15 protein-coding genes and 1 pseudogene are annotated in these 17,103 nt (G+C 42.0%); 5 read left to right on the top strand and 11 right to left on the bottom strand.

The window, feature by feature from the left end:
• Window positions 1–138: 138 nt before the first annotated feature.
• Window positions 139–342 (top strand): annotated as a pseudogene (locus tag PseudUWO311_RS24830) (putative toxin-antitoxin system toxin component, PIN family); the annotation flags it as partial.
• A 161-nt stretch (window positions 343–503) separates the two neighbouring features.
• Here PseudUWO311_RS24830 and PseudUWO311_RS04650 read toward each other — a convergent pair.
• The 5 genes from PseudUWO311_RS04650 to PseudUWO311_RS04670 form a co-directional block, all read right to left on the bottom strand.
• Entirely contained in the window at window positions 504–1,124 is a 621-nt protein-coding gene (locus PseudUWO311_RS04650; protein WP_142654024.1) for a hypothetical protein, read from the bottom strand.
• A gap of 266 nt (window positions 1,125–1,390) precedes the next feature.
• Window positions 1,391–2,134, bottom strand: a complete 744-nt coding sequence (locus tag PseudUWO311_RS04655) for an NUDIX hydrolase (protein WP_142654026.1) — start codon at window positions 2,132–2,134, stop codon at window positions 1,391–1,393.
• Window positions 2,110–2,697, bottom strand: coding sequence for a nicotinate-nucleotide adenylyltransferase (locus PseudUWO311_RS04660; RefSeq protein WP_190303393.1), 588 nt, complete (start codon window positions 2,695–2,697; stop codon window positions 2,110–2,112). Before PseudUWO311_RS04660 ends, PseudUWO311_RS04655 begins: the two co-directional genes overlap by 25 nt.
• 2 nt (window positions 2,698–2,699) lie before the next feature.
• A complete protein-coding gene (locus tag PseudUWO311_RS04665) occupies window positions 2,700–4,055 on the bottom strand; it encodes a nicotinate phosphoribosyltransferase (protein WP_142654030.1) in 1,356 nt (451 codons plus the stop codon).
• Window positions 4,056–4,257: 202 nt separating this feature from the next.
• Window positions 4,258–5,169: a LysR family transcriptional regulator gene (locus PseudUWO311_RS04670; RefSeq protein WP_142654266.1), complete on the bottom strand. Its 912-nt coding sequence runs from the start codon at window positions 5,167–5,169 to the stop codon at window positions 4,258–4,260.
• A 134-nt stretch (window positions 5,170–5,303) separates the two neighbouring features.
• Between PseudUWO311_RS04670 and PseudUWO311_RS04675 the strand changes: the two genes are divergently transcribed.
• A complete protein-coding gene (locus PseudUWO311_RS04675) occupies window positions 5,304–6,020 on the top strand; it encodes a type 1 glutamine amidotransferase domain-containing protein (RefSeq protein ID WP_142654032.1) in 717 nt (238 codons plus the stop codon).
• Window positions 6,017–6,655 carry an NADPH-dependent F420 reductase gene (locus PseudUWO311_RS04680; RefSeq protein WP_142654034.1) on the top strand — a complete coding sequence of 213 codons (639 nt, stop codon included), beginning with the start codon at window positions 6,017–6,019 and terminating at the stop codon, window positions 6,653–6,655. The genes PseudUWO311_RS04675 and PseudUWO311_RS04680 overlap by 4 nt, the downstream gene beginning before the upstream one ends.
• Before the next feature lie 158 nt (window positions 6,656–6,813).
• Here PseudUWO311_RS04680 and PseudUWO311_RS04685 read toward each other — a convergent pair whose 3' ends face one another.
• The 5 genes from PseudUWO311_RS04685 to PseudUWO311_RS04705 all read right to left on the bottom strand — a co-directional run bounded on the left by PseudUWO311_RS04685 (window position 6,814) and on the right by PseudUWO311_RS04705 (window position 12,582).
• Complete coding sequence (locus tag PseudUWO311_RS04685; RefSeq protein WP_142654036.1) at window positions 6,814–7,368, bottom strand: hypothetical protein; 555 nt, start codon at window positions 7,366–7,368, stop codon at window positions 6,814–6,816.
• 136 nt (window positions 7,369–7,504) lie between these two features.
• On the bottom strand, window positions 7,505–8,227 hold the full coding sequence (locus PseudUWO311_RS04690; RefSeq protein WP_142654038.1) for a creatininase family protein: 723 nt from the start codon (window positions 8,225–8,227) through the stop codon (window positions 7,505–7,507).
• A 139-nt stretch (window positions 8,228–8,366) separates the two neighbouring features.
• On the bottom strand, window positions 8,367–10,625 hold the full coding sequence (locus PseudUWO311_RS04695) for an EAL domain-containing protein (RefSeq protein WP_142654040.1): 2,259 nt from the start codon (window positions 10,623–10,625) through the stop codon (window positions 8,367–8,369).
• Window positions 10,622–12,100: an ATP-binding protein gene (locus PseudUWO311_RS04700; RefSeq protein ID WP_190303394.1), complete on the bottom strand. Its 1,479-nt coding sequence runs from the start codon at window positions 12,098–12,100 to the stop codon at window positions 10,622–10,624. The genes PseudUWO311_RS04695 and PseudUWO311_RS04700 overlap by 4 nt, the downstream gene beginning before the upstream one ends.
• Window positions 12,070–12,582, bottom strand: coding sequence for a HAMP domain-containing protein (locus PseudUWO311_RS04705; protein ID WP_142654044.1), 513 nt, complete (start codon window positions 12,580–12,582; stop codon window positions 12,070–12,072). The genes PseudUWO311_RS04700 and PseudUWO311_RS04705 overlap by 31 nt, the downstream gene beginning before the upstream one ends.
• Before the next feature lie 288 nt (window positions 12,583–12,870).
• Here PseudUWO311_RS04705 and PseudUWO311_RS04710 point away from each other — a divergent pair, with 288 nt between their 5' ends.
• Window positions 12,871–13,896, top strand: a complete 1,026-nt coding sequence (locus tag PseudUWO311_RS04710; RefSeq protein WP_142654046.1) for a fatty acid desaturase family protein — start codon at window positions 12,871–12,873, stop codon at window positions 13,894–13,896.
• Complete coding sequence (locus PseudUWO311_RS04715) at window positions 13,893–14,897, top strand: alpha/beta fold hydrolase (RefSeq protein WP_142654048.1); 1,005 nt, start codon at window positions 13,893–13,895, stop codon at window positions 14,895–14,897. The genes PseudUWO311_RS04710 and PseudUWO311_RS04715 overlap by 4 nt, the downstream gene beginning before the upstream one ends.
• Window positions 14,898–15,040: 143 nt before the next feature.
• Here the strand turns inward: PseudUWO311_RS04715 and PseudUWO311_RS04720 are convergent, their stop codons facing one another.
• On the bottom strand, window positions 15,041–17,098 hold the full coding sequence (locus PseudUWO311_RS04720; RefSeq protein WP_142654050.1) for a nuclease domain-containing protein: 2,058 nt from the start codon (window positions 17,096–17,098) through the stop codon (window positions 15,041–15,043).
• Window positions 17,099–17,103 lie beyond the last annotated feature (5 nt).

Consider the following 17,103-nt stretch of genomic DNA (forward strand, 5'->3'; position numbering starts at 1 on the left):
GCAATTACTATGGCTATTAATTCTATTACTGATGAAGATGCTCTTAATTGGTTTCATCATTGTGGTCTCTGCTTCGACCCTTTTAGTTAGCTTCTTTTGTGGCGGGTTTGATCGGTATTTGCTGTAACTGAGTTAAGCCAGCAGGTCGAGAGAGTCACAATCAACCAGCAAATCCGAGCCTGTCGCGATCCCAAAGATGATAAGTTCTTAGAATTAGCTGTCTGCGGTGATGCCAACTACATCATTACAGGCGATGCTGATCTTTTAGACTTACATCCATTTCAAAATATTTCTATCATTAAAGCAGCTAGATTTTTAACTGCGATCGCGCTATATCCTTGACCTCATTAAGTGCGATCGTGCGAGTAAGTATCGAATTAGTTGCGATCGTCGTAGGGAAGAGCATTCCCATGAAAATCTACGCTTTTATAGATTGATTTAATTTGAGAATCCAATGACCTAAACACGCAAGACAGGGAAAAGCGATCGCTAAAAAGAGAAGTCTAGAGGCTTCGCATCGCTTCGCTTAAGTTCATTAATAGCTTGTAATAGCGAATCACCCATATCAGAAAAAGAAGTAAAGACAATAAAGCTATGATGGGGAAAATCGTAGCTAATCCCAACGATACAACCAGTCCTATGCCAATGAGCAAAACCCCTTCTGCATCTTTTGCAAGGTTGTTTTTATGGATGAATTCTGCAACCTGTTTAAGAAATATTAAAAAAGAGACATAAGCAATCACTGAAATAATCGTTTGTAGCCCTGCACCATTTTGGGGAAATGCTCCGATGCCCTGGAAATAAGCAATAATTATTGAAATTAAATCAAACATGACAGATATATAAATAGTTTCTTTTCCCGTCATTCTCTCTGGTGCTGTTAAGCAAAATAATTTGCCCACAATAGCCATAATCTGTGCGACCACAGATGCAATTATAGTACCAATCACTCCGATAAAAAGAAACACTAGGCTTCCAGCAAAGGGCGTAATAATGAGAATAATTACACTTAAAATAGTGAGGGCAAGGCTGTAATAGAGAAACGAAATCCCCCTAGGTACTTTAGTTTGCTTAAGTTGCCTAGCGGGGTTTGTATTCTGTCTAGAATTATTTTGCTGTCTCATAGGGCTCTGAAGTTCGACCCTCGCAGTATATAGCTTCGAGAGCTTTATTGTATAGCAGGACAAGAGATAGCCAGCACAAATCAAAACCCAAATAAATGAAGGCGGCGCTTCGCGCCGCCTTCATTTATTTGGGTTTATGTCCTAAGCAAGACTTTCATTGTTACATAGCAAGACAAGAGATACTAGGACAGAATAAACCCCAAAAGATAAGTTGCGGCGCGAAGCGCCGCAACTTATCTTTTGGGGTTTATCGTAACATCAGTTAATTAAATAAACACCATCGGTTTATTCTTAAATGGAGCGAAAGCTTCCGCATCAAAGCGGTAGAGACTAGCGGGACGACCTGCTCCCCGTGAAGTTTTGATACCAGTATCGCTTAAAAAGCCTAACTTTAATAATCGGGTACGGAAATTGGAATAGTCAGAGAAATTCTCACCGAGAACAGTTGTGTAAAGTTGATAGAGATCGCTGAGAGTGAAAGCTTCAGGTAGAACATCAAAGGCAACAGGGCTATATTCGAGTTTGTTGCGGAGGCGGCGATGTCCATATTCGAGAATGCGATTGTGATCGAAAGCGAGTTGCGGAACTTGCTTGACGGGATACCATGCAATGCCGCTTACTCCATCGGCGATGAGTTCTGCTTGAGAGAAAGGAACTAGGGCAAAATAACTGACAGATAGATAGCGCACAGCAAAACTGTCGGGAGCCTCGCGAGGATCGCGTCCGATATCGCCAAAGGTGAAGAGTTGTTCGAGATAGAGATTTTTAGCGCGGATTTTTTCTGAGAGGATGCGATAAGCCGATTCTTCGAGAGATTCGCCTTGACGGACGAGAGTTCCTGGCAAACACCAGCGATCGCGATATGGTTCATGTTGACGCATCACAAGTAGTACCAATAGACGATTTTGCTCGGTATCTACGGAAAAAATCACGTTATCGACACCGACCTTGAAGTCTGCTAGGGGCTTCTGGTTTGGAATATGGGCTATTGTGCGGGACTTGTCTGCCATGCGTAAAGCGACTCTCGTTGGATATATGCTGCGACTGTGGGTATTATGACTGAACTGTTGCCATTGTTGCGATAGTCTGACGAAGAAACGTTAGGTATCGATGTGGAGTCAGGCGCGATCGCAACTTCAGTACCCATATTCACAAGGCGATTGATATCGTCTCCTAAAATGGTTACGCCTTGACGGGGGACAACTAGTAAATTTACTTGATTGAGTAGATCTTGAGCGCGATACCAAGTTGGCAACTGCGGCACAAGGTCACCACCGATAACGAGGGTGAAGTTTGTATCTTGCCAGATTTGTTTGGCTTGCTCGACGGTGTTAATCGTGCGTGGATTGCTGATTTCAGGATGCAAGCCAATCGTTTGGGCTGGTGGTTGGATCGCGGCAATGGTTAGCTCCATCATGGCGATGCGATCGCGTAGGCTTGCTTGATGCGTTTTGAATGGGTTATCTGACACCCAAACAACAGTGCGATCGTAATGATTATCGAGCCATTGCAAGATCTGTTGATGTCCAATGCTCGGCGGATCGGCGCTAGTTCCAAAAAGAGCGATATTCATGATTACCCTTGCAAGCTTGCTGCGATCGTAACAGGAATAGATATTGGTGCAGTAATGGCGCGTACAGTCAGCGGTAATGACTGAACAGATTTACGGGTGCGTTGCGCGATCGCATCCAAATCATCCAATGATTTCAATAGTTCTCCATCATGCATGATTAGTTCTAGTAAAGGTTGCTCGTTGGGTTGTGGAATATCAGATATATGAGTGAGGCGATCGCCTGTGATCACGCCATTCTCGCAACTCCGCCAGATTTGCTTGCGACCTGCGATCGATTGCTTCCCGCTTGATTTTTTAGAAACAGGAATATTATCAATTTCCACTAGCTTATAAACTCCATTTACGGGTGCACCTGTTACCAACTTTGTACCGATGCCGTAGCCATCAATGGGTGCTCCTAATGCTTTGAGACGGAGAATCTCGGCTTCGTCAATATCGCCACTGGCGAATATAGCAGCATCAGGAAGAAGCGATCGCACTTCTTTAGAAACTGCGGCAATATCGCCTGAATCAATGCGAATTCCTTTTAATTGCATCTCGCCAGATTTGACTTTTTCGGCAAGATTTCGAGCAGCAGTGATCGTATCGAAGGTATCGATTAATAACGGACTATGAGGGAAAACTTGGTGGAAAGCGCTAAAAGCTTGAGCTTCACTTCCTTCAGTTGCATTCAATGCCATCACTAAAGCATGAGCCATCGTGCCGCTTGGCTTTCTGCCAAGCTTTAGCGCAGCTAATACATTAGACGTAGCATTCATTCCTGCGGCGAGAGCTGCTCTTGCAGCCCAGAGTGAAGCTTGAGGACTGAAGGCTCGTCTTGTGCCAAATTCTAAAAGGGTAATGCGATCGCCTGCTGCATCACGCATTCTTGCGGCTCTAGTCGCAATCAGTGTTTGATAGTTAATGGTATTTAGAAGATAGGTTTCCACTAATTGTGCTTGCCAGAGTGGTGCTTCGATTCTCAGAAAAGGCTCATTGGCAAACATGGCGGTTCCTTCTGGCACTGCCCAGAGATCGCCTTCAAAACGAAAATTTCTTAATAATTCCCAAAAATGGCGATCGGCCTTGGCAAAGATACCTGTAGCTTGTAGAGCTTCGATTTGCTCTGAGGTGAAATGCAGATTTTGCAGATATTCCACTGCCTGAGCGAGTCCCATCGCGATCAGATAGCCAAATCCCTCAGGCAATCGACGCACGAATAACTCAAAACTAGCGCGTTTGCGATCGCATCCTTCTCGGACATAACAAGCGCCCATCGTCAGTTGATATAGGTCAGTGAGCAATCCATATTCATCGGTGGCGATGTTCAGCGTATCGGACTTCAGGCTCACGGCAGGATTAACGGTTATAGCGCTCATGACTTTGATTGGGTAGAGGCTGGTATATTTTTATTATAGTACTTTTTACCAAAATTGCAAGCGTTTTTTATTTGGCAATACTTAAAATATTTATAGTAAAACCATAAACTTTCAATGTCTTAAAGCTATTTCCTATAGATGCAAGACATTAGCTATCAAAGCTATATGCTTAAAATCTGCAATAGTTATAGTAAATACAACTTTAAATACTAATTGCTGTGGCAGCAAGAATATTACGTAACCATTTGTGAGTCGTATGGTTGCGGGTACTTTGATGCCAGCGCATAAATACAGAAAAGCCGTCAATCGTTATAGGGCAAGGGAAAACTTTTAAATGCAAATCTTGAGCAAAGCTATTGGCTACACGTTTGGCTAAGGTGGCGATCAGATCGCTACGGGCAAGGATGGAAGGAGCGACGAGAAAATGGGGAATAGAAATAGTAATATTGCGGCTAAGTGTTTGTTTCGCTAAAAGAGTATCTACTCGTCCGACCATATCTTCTTTTATGGAAATTAAGAGATGAGAAGTCGCCAGATATTCTTCCAAAGATAAAGAATCTTTAATTAGGGAATGATTTTGACGACAGACACAGACAAACTGTTCTTGGAAAAGCAATTGTTCTTGATGCCAAGGAATCTGTTCAGGAAATACGCCACAAATTAGATCGACTTTGCCGTTATCCAATAGATCAAATAATTGTTGCCGATCGCCTGTACGGATTTGAATTTTGGCATGGGGTGCAATCTGTTCTAATTTTTCTAATAAAGGCGGTAACATTACAAATTCCACATAGTCTGTCATGCCGATCGCAAATACGCGATCGCTAGTCATTGGCTCGAAACTCTCTGCCGATGAAAGCGCTATCTGAATCTGTTGTAATGCGGGTTGAATCTGTTGGGCTAAGGCGATCGCTACGGGTGTGGGTTGCAAGCCAGACTTTGCCCTGATGAATAATTCATCTTTAGTCAGATATCGCAATCTAGCCAGAGCGTTACTGGTCGCAGGTTGGCTTAAACCAATGCTCTCACCTGCACGAGTGACATGGCGATCGCGCATTAGAGCATCAAATACCACCAATAAATTGAGGTCAATCTGGTTCAGACTAAAATTCATAGCATGAATGATTTTTATATAAAATATCCATTGGACAAATGCATAATACTCGATCCACACTTTAGGTAGTGATTTTTGATTTGCCAAAGGCAAATCAAAAATCATAAAAAACTTCTTACCAAGTCAAATTCTCCATGAGCAAACAAATTCTCTTAATTGTTGCCAATCCTTCCACCTCGACTACGTTAGGAATTCCCGTAGGATTTTGGGCTGCGGAATTGATTCATCCCTACGATGCGTTTATCAAAGCAGGCTGTCAGGTGACGATCGCTAGTCCCAAGGGTGGCAAAGTGGAATTTGATAGCTTGAGCGATCCCCGTGATGCGTCGGGTTATTCCAAAGATGATGTCCTATCGTTGCAATATATCAATCAACCAGATTTTATGCAGTTGCTGGAAAAAACACCTGCGATCGATGATCTAGATATGCCTAATTTTGATGCGATCGTCGTTTGTGGTGGTCAATCACCGATGTTTACTTTCCGTCAAGATCAAAGTCTCGTGCAATTGTTCACAAATTTCTACGAAACTGGCAAACCTACGGCTGCTCTCTGTCATGGCACTTGTCTATTATTGGAAATCAAGTTATCTCATGGCGAATATCTAATTCAAGGTAAATCAATTACAGGTTTTGCCAATAGCGAAGAAGACTATGCCGATCAAGTCGTTGGGCAGAAAGTGATGCCCTTTCGGATTGAAGATGAAGCCAAACAATTAGGAGCTAATTTTGTAACTGAAGCACCGTTTTCACCTCATGCGCTCCGTGATGGTAATTTAATTACAGGTCAGCAGCAAAACTCTGGTCTAGAGACTGCAAAATTAGTGTTAGAAGCATTAGGAATCACCCTATGAAGATTGCATTCATTGGTACTGGTAATGTCGGCGCACCTCTAGCCGATCGCCTTCAAAAACTCGGACATCAAGTATTTATCGCCGCTCGCGCTCCCCAATCTAAGTCAGTCAAAGAAGCAACAAACCGTAATGCAGAACTGATCGTCAAATCACCAATGGAAGCTGTCCAAGAAGCAGAAGTTGTTTTTCTGGCGACTCCTTTTGGTGCGATCGAGACTGCGCTTGCTCCTGTGAAAGCATTACTAGATGGCAAAATTTTAGTGGACTGCACTAATCCTGTTGGCGCAAATTGGTCGCATGGTTTGCAAAGTCAAATTTCTGGCAGTGAAACCATTCAGGAATTTGTACCCAATGCCCATGTGGTCAAAGCCTTCACCATTTATGGGTTTGAGAACTTTGAAGATAGTACTTATACTGGCTATGGCGATCTCAAACCTGCGATGCTAATTGCTGGGAATGATACATCTGCCAAGGAAACAGTAATGTCACTATGTACTGAATTAGGTTGGGAACCTGTGGATACAGGCAATCTGACGATGAGCTTGCATTTAGAACATATGACTTTGCTATGGATTAAAATAGCGAGAGTTCAGGGTAAAGGCGCGGGATTTGTTTGGGCTATGTTACAGCGTTAGGTATAGCGGTTTTCAGATGACCAAGGTACAAAAATAGGATGGTTTTTGGTTTGCAAATGAAGACGCACTCATTTGCAAACCGCAATAGTCAATGGGGAAGGTGAAGACAGGGCAAGGGATTTTTGGAAGTGGAAAAAGCAGCACAAAGTGCCACTTTCTTAAACTTTGCTGCTTAAAATATCTCGTCTTAGAGCATTTTGAAAACTTTCTAAATGGGACGTATGTTGTGGGAGCCATACATGGCTCGTCTCTGTATTCATAGGTGGTAGAACATCATAAATTGGCTCCTGCAAAAAATAAGTTTCTTTTAATTGAACTAACCATGCGGCTTGCCCTCTATCTTCTACCCTTGATTGGAGATCGATCAAGCTGGTAGGCGCAATATCAAGATGTTGATCTAGCTCAAAATCTACATCCAAATTTTGGCGATCGCAGGGAAAAATAGAAGCGATCGTGGCTAGTCCTTGGATCGCAAAAGCAGGAAAAGTATCAGTGTCAAAGCCAAACTCATCCATGAGTTGCCTACACATATGGGCAGATTCGGGATTATCGGGATAACCAAGGGAATGAATCAACACTCTACTCCCGATAGAAGTTTTGATAAACTCAGGCGGATTGAAAACAACTAAGGTTGTGTAAACCCTCGCTAAGTAACAAACTGCTTCTTCGGGGCATAGGGAAATCGCTACGGTTATCGCTGCTCGATCAAGCATGAGTGAAAATGCTAGTACTTTTGATGTTTAAGCTGATCAGCATACAACGATTCTTGAATTTGCGTGTTGCTGCAAATGACTTAATCTTGTTCCAAATTTGTGGATTTAGAGAGAAAATTAGCAATTTTGCTTAACTTTAAATTTCAGCAAGAAAATCGTTGTATTGGCTGACTAGCTCTTTGACGGAAAGTTCAAAAAGTTGTTGCCCATGCTCAACAGTTGCTAAAGCAGGATTTGAGCCCATGCGTCCATCAGGATAACGTTTACGAAATTCTTCGGGGCTGTAAATACGGCTATCTTTGTTGACGGATTCGCTAAGAGGGAAGTTTTTGATCGAGTCAGGATAGAGATACATCGTGACAGCGACTTCACTGGGCGTAGCATGATAGCCTTCTTGATTTCCATAAAGCTCTCTAACCAGTTTATACATGTCATTACTTGCCCACCAGTTACCAAGGCGACAACGCACATCAGGCAGCTCGTTATAAATCTCTGTGAAGGCAGTTTTGAGAACGGCAATATTGCCGCCATGACCATTCAGAAAGAAAAAACGTTTAAATCCATGCTTGGCAAGCGATCGCACGACATCATGAATTACTAAAGTAAGCGTAGAGGGTTTTAAGCTAATTGTGCCTGCAAAGCCTGTGTGATGCTCGGCCATACCAAGCGTAAGAGTGGAAGTAACCAAAGCATCGGCTTTTTCGCCAACGGAACGGGCGATCGCTTCGGCACAAATAAAATCTGTACCGATTAACCCTGTGGGTCCATGCTGCTCAGTGGAGCCGATGGGAATAATTACAGCCTGCGATCGCTGCAAATAAGTCTCGACTTCTTGCCATGTGGATAGTTGTAACAGCATAGATTTTATATTTTAGTTCTGAATCTAATTATTACAGCGCTTTGCGCTCAAACCCGAGCCAAGAGATTATTGGAAATTGTTGCGAAGCAACAATTTCCAATAATCTCTTTTGGTTCGTTATAGGCAGTACCTTTACAGCCTATGTTGTTTGACTTCTTATCATTTGCTCAGCAGCAGCAGCGATGATCGGACGGGAGAAAAAATAGCCTTGGGCATACTCACAGCCCAATTGCTTCAATATGGACATTTGCTCATGGGTTTCCACGCCTTCGGCAACTACATTCATATCTAGAGCATGGGCAAGAATAATAATCGTGCGGATAATTTCGAGATTTTGTCCACCAAGGCTCATCTGTTCAACAAAGGTGCGATCAATTTTGAGCGTATTTATGGGAAACCGATGTAAATAACTGAGAGAAGAGTAACCCTGTCCAAAGTCATCAATACTCAGTTGAATATTACGGGCGCATAATTCCTCTAGTTTCGCGATCGTTTCTTCACCTTGATCCATCATTGAGCTTTCGGTAATTTCTAATCGGATCGTGCTGCCATCTATTCCTGTTGTGGCTAACACCCGATCTAGTTTCTCTAAAAGATTCTTTTCGCGTATTTGTTGACAAGTAAGGTTAATGCTCATTTTCAGAGACTTTGCTTCTAGAAATTTGCTTTGCCATGTAGATATCTGCTGACAGGCTTGGTTTAGCACCCAATCACCGATCGCAATAATTAAGCCTGTTTCTTCGGCGATGGGAATAAACTCACTGGGTGATACTAATCCACGTTCGGGGTGATGCCAGCGAATCAATGCTTCAAATCCTGCGAGCTGATCTGATGTCAAAGATATAATCGGTTGATAATACAGCTCAAACTCCTGACGCTCTAAAGCGTAATGGAGATCACTATCAAGTTGACTCGCCTTCAGATTCTGTTCATACATTTCCTTATCAAAGAGAATGTATCTTCCTTTGCCAAGAGATTTAGCTCGGTACATCGCAATATCTGCATCTCTGAGTAAATCAGTACTATTCACATAGTCTCGATTACTGATGACGATACCAATACTGGCACTTGCAAAAATTGTTTGAGTTGGTAAATTAATCGGAAGTAAAAGCTTAGAAAGAATGCGATCAGCAATCATCAGAGCTTCGCTGACTTCTTGAATATCATCAACCAAAATCGTGAATTCGTCACCACCGAGACGAGCCACAGTATCCCCAACCGATCGCAAACAACTTCCTAACAGCTTAGCGATCGCTTGCAAAAACTGATCGCCGATCATATGACCATGTATATCATTGACCATTTTAAAGCGATCTAGATCGATGAACATCACCGCAAACATATATTGAGAATGTCGGTTACTATATTTGAGAGCTTGCTCAACACGATCCATAAACAGATTGCGATTTGGTAGCCCTGTAAGTGAGTCATGGAGAGCATCATGGACTAATTGGTCTTGCGCTCTTTTGTGATCAGTAATATCTCGAACAATTCCATCGATCCGTATGACGTTACCATCACGATCATAAACAAGATATCGGCGATCGCTTACCCAGCGAACCTCTTGATCAGGGCGTAAAATTCGATATTCTTCGCTTACAGTCCCAGTCGCCATAATGCTGCGATTAGCAATCTCAATGCGTTCGCGATCCTCCAAATGAATGACTTTTAACCAGAATTCAGGATCTTCAAAAAACTTAGAGGTTGGATAACCATAGATCTTTTCTACGGCTGCGTTAAAATAGATAAACTGTGAGGCTGTTGGATGCATTGACCAGACAACATCTTCAATAGAAGCTAAAATGCTTTCTAAACGTTCTTCGCTAACCCTCAAACATTCTGCCGTATGCTTACGCTCAATAATCTCTAACGCTAATTCTTCATTGATTCTTGCTAATTCTTCTGTTCGCTGCTCGACGCGCAATTCGAGTTCTTCATTAAGTTGCCGAATTTCTAATTGAGAAGCTTTTAATGCGAGTTGATATTTGACGCGAATGAGAACTTCTTCTACTTGAAATGGTTTAGTAATATAGTCCGCACCGCCCATATTAAAAGCTTTTATCTTATCGAATACATCATCTAAAGCGCTTAAAAAGATGATAGGAATATCACAAGTCGCCGCAGATGATTTGAGTCTCTGACAAACTTCGTATCCATCCATATCGGGCATTTTGATGTCTAGCAAAATCAAATCTGGCGATGTGGTCTCAACCGCCATTAGTGCGATCGCACCACTCTTAGCACAACGAATTTGGAATCCTTGACCTGACAAGGCGGCGGACAAAACGCGGAGATTGTCAGGTAAGTCATCAACAATCAAAATCACTCTTTCTGTTTTTGTGAAACTAGTTATAATATCTAAAGATGGATTTTGAGGTAGGTTGATAGATTCATTCATAGAGAAATTGCCTCTTGCGCCAAAGTGATAATCCGATCAAAGTTAAAATCAGTAACATGATCTTCGATCTCTTTAGTGATCAGAAAATGCTCCTGCGGTACTTGGGTTAATAATTGGGTGATCGCAATACTATCTAACTGTGAAGCTGATTTCTCAAGTTGCACTAGCCATTGTTTTGACATCACCAACAGAGATTCAGCCGTAAATTTGACTAGAGATTGATTAGTTGCATGCTCACAGGTTGCGATCTCCTCATAGATGTACTGCACACCGAGATATTCGGACATTTTCTCAAAGATTATATCTTCTAGAAAAGGTTTACGCACAAAATCATCACAACCTTTCGATAAGATGATGGCACGTTCTTCCTCTAAAGTACTAGCTGTGAGCGCAATAATCGTCGTTGCTTGCCCTTTTAGTTGGGATCTGATCTGGGTAGTAGCTTCATAGCCATTCATGACGGGCATCCGCATATCCATCCAAATTAGATCTGGTTGCCATTGCTCCCAAATTGTGACGGCAACCTGCCCATTTTCGGCTTCTTCGACTTCCAAGCCAATCGGAGTTAATAATTTGATTAAGATTTGTCTATTTTCCCAGCGATCGTCAACAACTAGAATGCGATAAGTTCTTTGGTTGGGGGCTAGCCTAATGACTCGACTGGAGGTAGATGTAGCACTTATCTTGGCAGATTTACTCAATCCCACTAGGACGTTAAACTCAAATACTGTACCAACTCCAGCTTCACTCTTAAAGGCGATATCACCGCCCATAAGCTGTACAAACTTACGGCTTATCGGTAACCCCAAACCAGTACCTTGCTCAGATTTACGCCCCGTTTCAGTCTGCATGAATGGATCAAATACTTTATCAGTTTCGTCGGCAGCAATTCCATCACCAGTATCAGTAACTAAGAAATTAATATTGATCTGGTTGGAACTTAATGATACATCAGTTTTTAAAGAGTCAAGCTTAACATTGAGAGTAATGCCGCCAGTTTTGGTAAATTTGAGAGCATTGCTAATTAGATTAATTAAAACTTGACGTAACTTTTGTTCATCGGTACGGATAAATTGAGGAAGATCGTCGGATTTCTCCAGATTGAGATATAAGTTCTTAGTTTCAGCTCGCATTTGAAACATCTCGATGACTAAATCTAGAGATTCCCATAGATCAAAATCTATCTCATGCAGCATAATCAGTCCTGACTCAATTTTGGACATATCAAGAACATCATTGATCAAAGCTAGTAGGTGCTCACCGCTGCGACCGATGATACTGAGATTCTCAACTTGTGATTTGTTGAGACTGCGATCGCGTTTCATAACTTGGGTAAAGCCTAAGATCGCATTTAATGGTGTTCTTAGTTCATGACTCATATTAGCGAGAAATTCACTTTTGGCAACATTGGCAACTTCGGCTTGTTCCTTGGCTTTTTGTAGTTCTATCGTACGATCAGCAACTTTAGTTTCCATGTTTTCAAAGGATTCTTGTAGCTCCGAAGCCATTTTATTAAAGGAAGTTGATAGGAAATATGCACGCGAGTTTCCAGATCCCCATCAGCGATTGCCGCCGCCGCTTGGCTTAACCTTTGAATTGGCTTAGCAATCCAGCGAGAGGTGATTAGTCCAACTAAAATCGCGATCGCTAAAGCCACAAGACATAGCAAAATCGTGGTGCGAGTATTGGCAGTAATCTGTTCCATCTTGTTAATCTGATTAATTTGATGGGGAGCTGATAAATAGCCCTGAAGATAGTAAGAAATTTGTTTTGTGGTAGTTTCACGTAGTTGACCAGTCAGATCTTGGACAGATTGCTGACCATTGCGCAATGAGACATATCCAGTGATACTCACTGCGGCAACAATTTGCATAATAAATGGAACAACTAACAAAAGCCGCAAAGATATACCTTGTTTTTGTGGATTCAGTTGGCTGTCCTTTAGCATTAACGACATAAAATAAATCTATAATGACGACTTAAATTAGTTTTTATCAAGGAAATCACTCTAACGCATTTATTTGATAAATATTCAATTAATTCAAATATCTGATAGAGCAATCCATCACAGCAAATTAAAATGCGAAGCCCAGCACTGACGACTCTTAATTGGGATCAGATTTGGTATTAACTTTGACTTATTAAGAGCGGCTTTGACCTGATAATTTATTTGTAAGGTTAGTATGAATAGAGATTCATGCTATGCATCCTAAGTTCTAAACAAGTAAACAGTGAGTTTTAAGTTATGTATTCAAGCGATTTTGATGCTGTAGATAGTGAAGCAACTTTAACTTCGCTATCTACAGTTAAAGATGAGACTAAAGTTAAATCGGCAAAAGCGATTCAAAGCTCTAAGCAAATTCTCTCCGCTCAAGAATTAAATATATTGAATGCCAAGTCTGATCTCAAAGGAACTTTGCAGCTGGCTGGGCATCTAGCGGTAATGGCTGGAAGTGGATATTTATGGGCAACGAATATATCTAGTTTTAGCGATCGCTGGTACATCGCCTTACCTGCCTTAGTGCTTTACGGATTTAGTTTTGCGATTATGTTTGCGCCATTGCATGAGGCATCCCACCGCACCGTTTTTACGAATAATCGCGCCAATGATGTCCTATGTTGGTTTGCAGGACTTTTATCTTTTTATAACAGCACCTTCTATCGTCTCTATCACAAGTGGCATCATCGCTATACCCAAATTCTTGATAAAGATCCTGAACTTAGCGATCGCAAGCCGACCAATCTCAAGGAATATATCATCGAAATTAGCGGGATTACTTGGTGGATCGGCAAGTTTCGGAGACATTTCCTCACAGCGATCGGTAACTTAGAAAATTGTCCATTTATTCCTGAAAGCTCTCGTGCAGAAGTGATTCGCTCTAACCGTTTACAGCTATTGGTTTATGCTGTTGCGATCGCTATTTCAATATATTTCCAACAGCCTTGGTTTATCACCTATTGGATGCTACCTCTCGCAGTTGGTCAGCCTATTTTACGCTTTCTACTCCTAGCCGAGCATACCGATCGCCCCAATACCGACAATATGCTCGCCAATACCCGCACCACGCTCACTCTTGCGCCCTTGCGCTTCTTAATTTGGAATATCTCCTACCATGCCGAGCATCATCTCTATGCTTCCATTCCCTTCCATCAATTAGGCGCTGCCCATGCAAAATTAAGTAGCCATTTTGAATGCGTCGAAAATGGCTACTTCAATGTCCATCGCCAAATCATCGCTAATTTCAGCAAGACTGGGAACTCCGCAGCATGAATGTTTTTGAGATTAAGGACTTTCAGCTTCAGTGCGGTGCAACTTTGCCACAAGCTCAACTGGTGTGTCAGACCTACGGCGAACTAAATAGCGATCGCTCCAATGTAATTCTCTATCCCACCTCCTACGGAGCGCAACATCCTGATATTGAGTGGCTAGTGCAACCTGATGGCATTCTCGACCCGACAAAGTGGTTCGTGATTATCATCAATATGTTTGGGAATGGGCTATCGAGTTCGCCCAGTAATTGCGCGGAATGTGGCTTAGCTGAGCAAGGTTTCTGGTTTACCCATCTAGATAATGTCACGGCTCAAGAGCAATTGCTGCGAGAAGTCTTTGGGATTAAGCGCTTAGCCCTAGTTTATGGTTGGTCGATGGGCGCACAGCAAGCCTATCATTGGGGCGCATTGTATAGAGATCGCGTCGAACGTATCGCCGCCATTTGTGGCACGGCGAAAACCACTGATCATAATCGCATTTTCTTAGAGAGTTTACGCTGTTCCCTCACAGCCGATCCATCTTGGAATGGAACTAGTTTTGATGGTATTCCCGATCGCGGATTTCGCACCTTTGCCAGAATATACGCCAGTTGGGCAGCATCCCAAGCCTTTTATCGCGAAGGTTTGTATTATCAATTCGGTTACGCATCTCTCGAAGATTATCTCTTGCGTGGTTGGGAAGCAGGCTATCGCAAGCGCGATCCGCGAAATTTGATGGCGATGCTTGATACTTGGCTCAGGTGTGATGTCAGCGATAATCCCATTTATCAAAATGATTATGAGCTTGCCATGCGATCTATTCAAGCGAAAACTCTAGTCATGCCTAGCACTACGGATTTGTACTTCACCCCCGAAGATTGCGATCGCGAGTCGGCGCTAATCCCCCTTAGTTCCTATCTTCCCATCCCTTCGATCTGGGGACATCGTGCGGGTAATCCCTATCAAAATCCTGAAGATGAGCAGTTCATTCGTCAAGCAGTTGGGGAATTGCTAAGTGGGTAAGAAGAAACAGCTAAGCAAAGCTACAGCAACTATATTGTATCAAGGCTTGAAAGTAGCGATTTCGTTAGGATGCTGTCAAAAATAGCTTGATAATACTATCGACTAATATCAAAATTGCGATCGCGGGAGCCATATTAACTACCCTAACGATAACTTTTTCGGTAACTTCCTGAACTTCTCAATTCTTCTGGAGAAGGATCGCTGCCGCATTCTGGACAGATAAACATCCATCTGTCACTATGTTTGGGATGATCGGATTTGCGATGAAAGTAGTTACTAAATTTAAGCAAATGATGATGATTGCCATAACAGCTATTCACTACCCAAAAGTCACCGCATTCTGGACAGCCGTAATATGTGCTTAATCCTTGTGCAAAAATATTTTGTTTGGGGTCAAGAGAATAGCCACAGGATATACAGGTTGAAATTAGAGATTCATGGAGATGATATTGCAGTAATAGGCGAATAATTTTTTTGAGTTGTTGATTAGCTTTCTCAGGATCAGTATCAGGAAAGAGTGAGATCGCCCCATATTGATGTCCAACATAATCATTCTTATTTTGACCAACTCGAAATTTCTCTTGAGCAAAGCGACTAAATGGTACTTCACCCCAATAGTCATAATTTCCATCAGTATGGAGAACAAAGCAAGCTTGTAGTTTTAATTCTTCTTGATATCGAGATTTCGCAATGTCGATCACATCTTTTTGAAAACGGGCATAGCCTTGATTTTGATAGTTGCGGTATTTCGCATCAAATCCAAATTTAGCTGTTGGAGATCCCTTGATCGAAATTTCAATTAAGATATCTGGTTTTCGCAGTTCATCATAGAGATTGTACTGCTCGGATTCGTAGGTGAGTGTGACTTTGAGTTGGCGGCGATCGCTTAATTCTTTGCTTAATCGAAACGGTCTATTTTTAGGAATTTGGATAGTTCCCATCGATACTGTTAAGTTCTCAAATAAACCTTCTGACCGATCGTATTGCATTCCTGCATAGAGAATAAAGGCACTATAAATACTAACAAAGCACCATATTTCATAGATTTCCCAAACTGGTTTGATATTTTTGGGAGCGAGATTTTCAAAGGAAAGAATTTGCTGTTGCAGGTTTTCTAGTAAATGTCCTTGAGAACTGCTGTAACAAGCGTAGATCGATCCATAGGCAGGTGATCCCGTTAATCTTAAAGAATGGTTTGGTAAAGTGTGAGGTGTGGAAATATTTCTTAAAAATGGTGAATTGCGAGCATATTTTGCCCAGATTAGACATTCTTGCAGTTGCTTGATTTTTTCCTTGACTGATGCTTCAAATTGATTGATTTTTTGGGTGCGTTGATCGATTTTTTTTTGAGTGTCTTCCCAAAATTTAGTAAGCTGAGGATCGTTACGGCGACTAGGAATTAATCGTTTTTCCACATTATCAATGGTTAGTGCTTTTAGACCAGAGATAACTCCTTTAACGACATCCTGTAAATAAATATCTAGCAGGTAACAGAGAAATTGATTTTCGGAACAGTTAGTGGTTTCTATCCGAACCATGCCCATAAAATTTTGCTTTGCGGGTTGGCTATAGGCTCTGATTAATAATTTGGGTGATGTGTAAACCCGTGATCGGCTGACCTTGCCGATGGTGGTTTCAATATCTTTGAGCGATCGCTTTTCGAGAGCGCCCCAATTTTGCTGCATAACCAATGTAAGTTCAATTAGAGCATCTGCGGTTGTGAGCATTCCTTGATAGGGCGACCATTTTTGTCCGTAGTCAGTTTCCCCTGATCCTATGGCAGTAGGAATCTTAATTTCCCGATTCACACAACTAGATACTGATAGTGCAAGTGTGCCAATATCAGCAATCATCCGATCCAATTGACTATCAGTTAAGCTCGCAGGATGGACAGCTAATCTAGTTTTTGTTGCTTCAATTTGGTCGCCTTTCTCATCAATGAGAATCACTGTCACAATTCCTGCACTACTGATAATTGAAGGTGGAGTTTGATTGTTTTTAAACTGCCAGTAGTTAGTTTTTGTTACATTCAACAAGTCATTACTCGGATTACCTTGCAGCCTAACTTTACCTAGCCAGCGATCGCTTAGATAAATTTGCCAAGATTGCCTAAATTGTTGGATATGTTGCAGTCCATCTTCGTCACTGGGTAGGACATTACCGCGATCGTCCACAAATTGTATGCTGGGATATTTAGGCATAGTTG

Origin of the sequence: Pseudanabaena sp. UWO311, assembly GCF_006937785.1 — a bacterium.
Lineage (GTDB): Bacteria > Cyanobacteriota > Cyanobacteriia > Pseudanabaenales > Pseudanabaenaceae > Pseudanabaena.

What these genes read in the sequence shown, in the direction of transcription:
- PseudUWO311_RS04680 (WP_142654034.1), top strand. Translation starts at nt 6,017, where the DNA reads ATGAAGATTGCATTCATTGGTACTGGTAATGTCGGCGCACCTCTAGCC.
- PseudUWO311_RS04700 (WP_190303394.1), bottom strand. Translation starts at nt 12,100, where the DNA reads ATGGAAACTAAAGTTGCTGATCGTACGATAGAACTACAAAAAGCCAAG.
- PseudUWO311_RS04685 (WP_142654036.1), bottom strand. Translation starts at nt 7,368, where the DNA reads ATGCTTGATCGAGCAGCGATAACCGTAGCGATTTCCCTATGCCCCGAA.
- PseudUWO311_RS04665 (WP_142654030.1), bottom strand. Translation starts at nt 4,055, where the DNA reads ATGAGCGCTATAACCGTTAATCCTGCCGTGAGCCTGAAGTCCGATACG.
- PseudUWO311_RS04660 (WP_190303393.1), bottom strand. Translation starts at nt 2,697, where the DNA reads ATGAATATCGCTCTTTTTGGAACTAGCGCCGATCCGCCGAGCATTGGA.
- PseudUWO311_RS04675 (WP_142654032.1), top strand. Translation starts at nt 5,304, where the DNA reads ATGAGCAAACAAATTCTCTTAATTGTTGCCAATCCTTCCACCTCGACT.
- PseudUWO311_RS04670 (WP_142654266.1), bottom strand. Translation starts at nt 5,169, where the DNA reads ATGAATTTTAGTCTGAACCAGATTGACCTCAATTTATTGGTGGTATTT.
- PseudUWO311_RS04695 (WP_142654040.1), bottom strand. Translation starts at nt 10,625, where the DNA reads ATGAATGAATCTATCAACCTACCTCAAAATCCATCTTTAGATATTATA.
- PseudUWO311_RS04715 (WP_142654048.1), top strand. Translation starts at nt 13,893, where the DNA reads ATGAATGTTTTTGAGATTAAGGACTTTCAGCTTCAGTGCGGTGCAACT.
- PseudUWO311_RS04710 (WP_142654046.1), top strand. Translation starts at nt 12,871, where the DNA reads ATGTATTCAAGCGATTTTGATGCTGTAGATAGTGAAGCAACTTTAACT.
- PseudUWO311_RS04650 (WP_142654024.1), bottom strand. Translation starts at nt 1,124, where the DNA reads ATGAGACAGCAAAATAATTCTAGACAGAATACAAACCCCGCTAGGCAA.
- PseudUWO311_RS04690 (WP_142654038.1), bottom strand. Translation starts at nt 8,227, where the DNA reads ATGCTGTTACAACTATCCACATGGCAAGAAGTCGAGACTTATTTGCAG.
- PseudUWO311_RS04720 (WP_142654050.1), bottom strand. Translation starts at nt 17,098, where the DNA reads ATGCCTAAATATCCCAGCATACAATTTGTGGACGATCGCGGTAATGTC.
- PseudUWO311_RS04705 (WP_142654044.1), bottom strand. Translation starts at nt 12,582, where the DNA reads ATGTCGTTAATGCTAAAGGACAGCCAACTGAATCCACAAAAACAAGGT.
- PseudUWO311_RS04655 (WP_142654026.1), bottom strand. Translation starts at nt 2,134, where the DNA reads ATGGCAGACAAGTCCCGCACAATAGCCCATATTCCAAACCAGAAGCCC.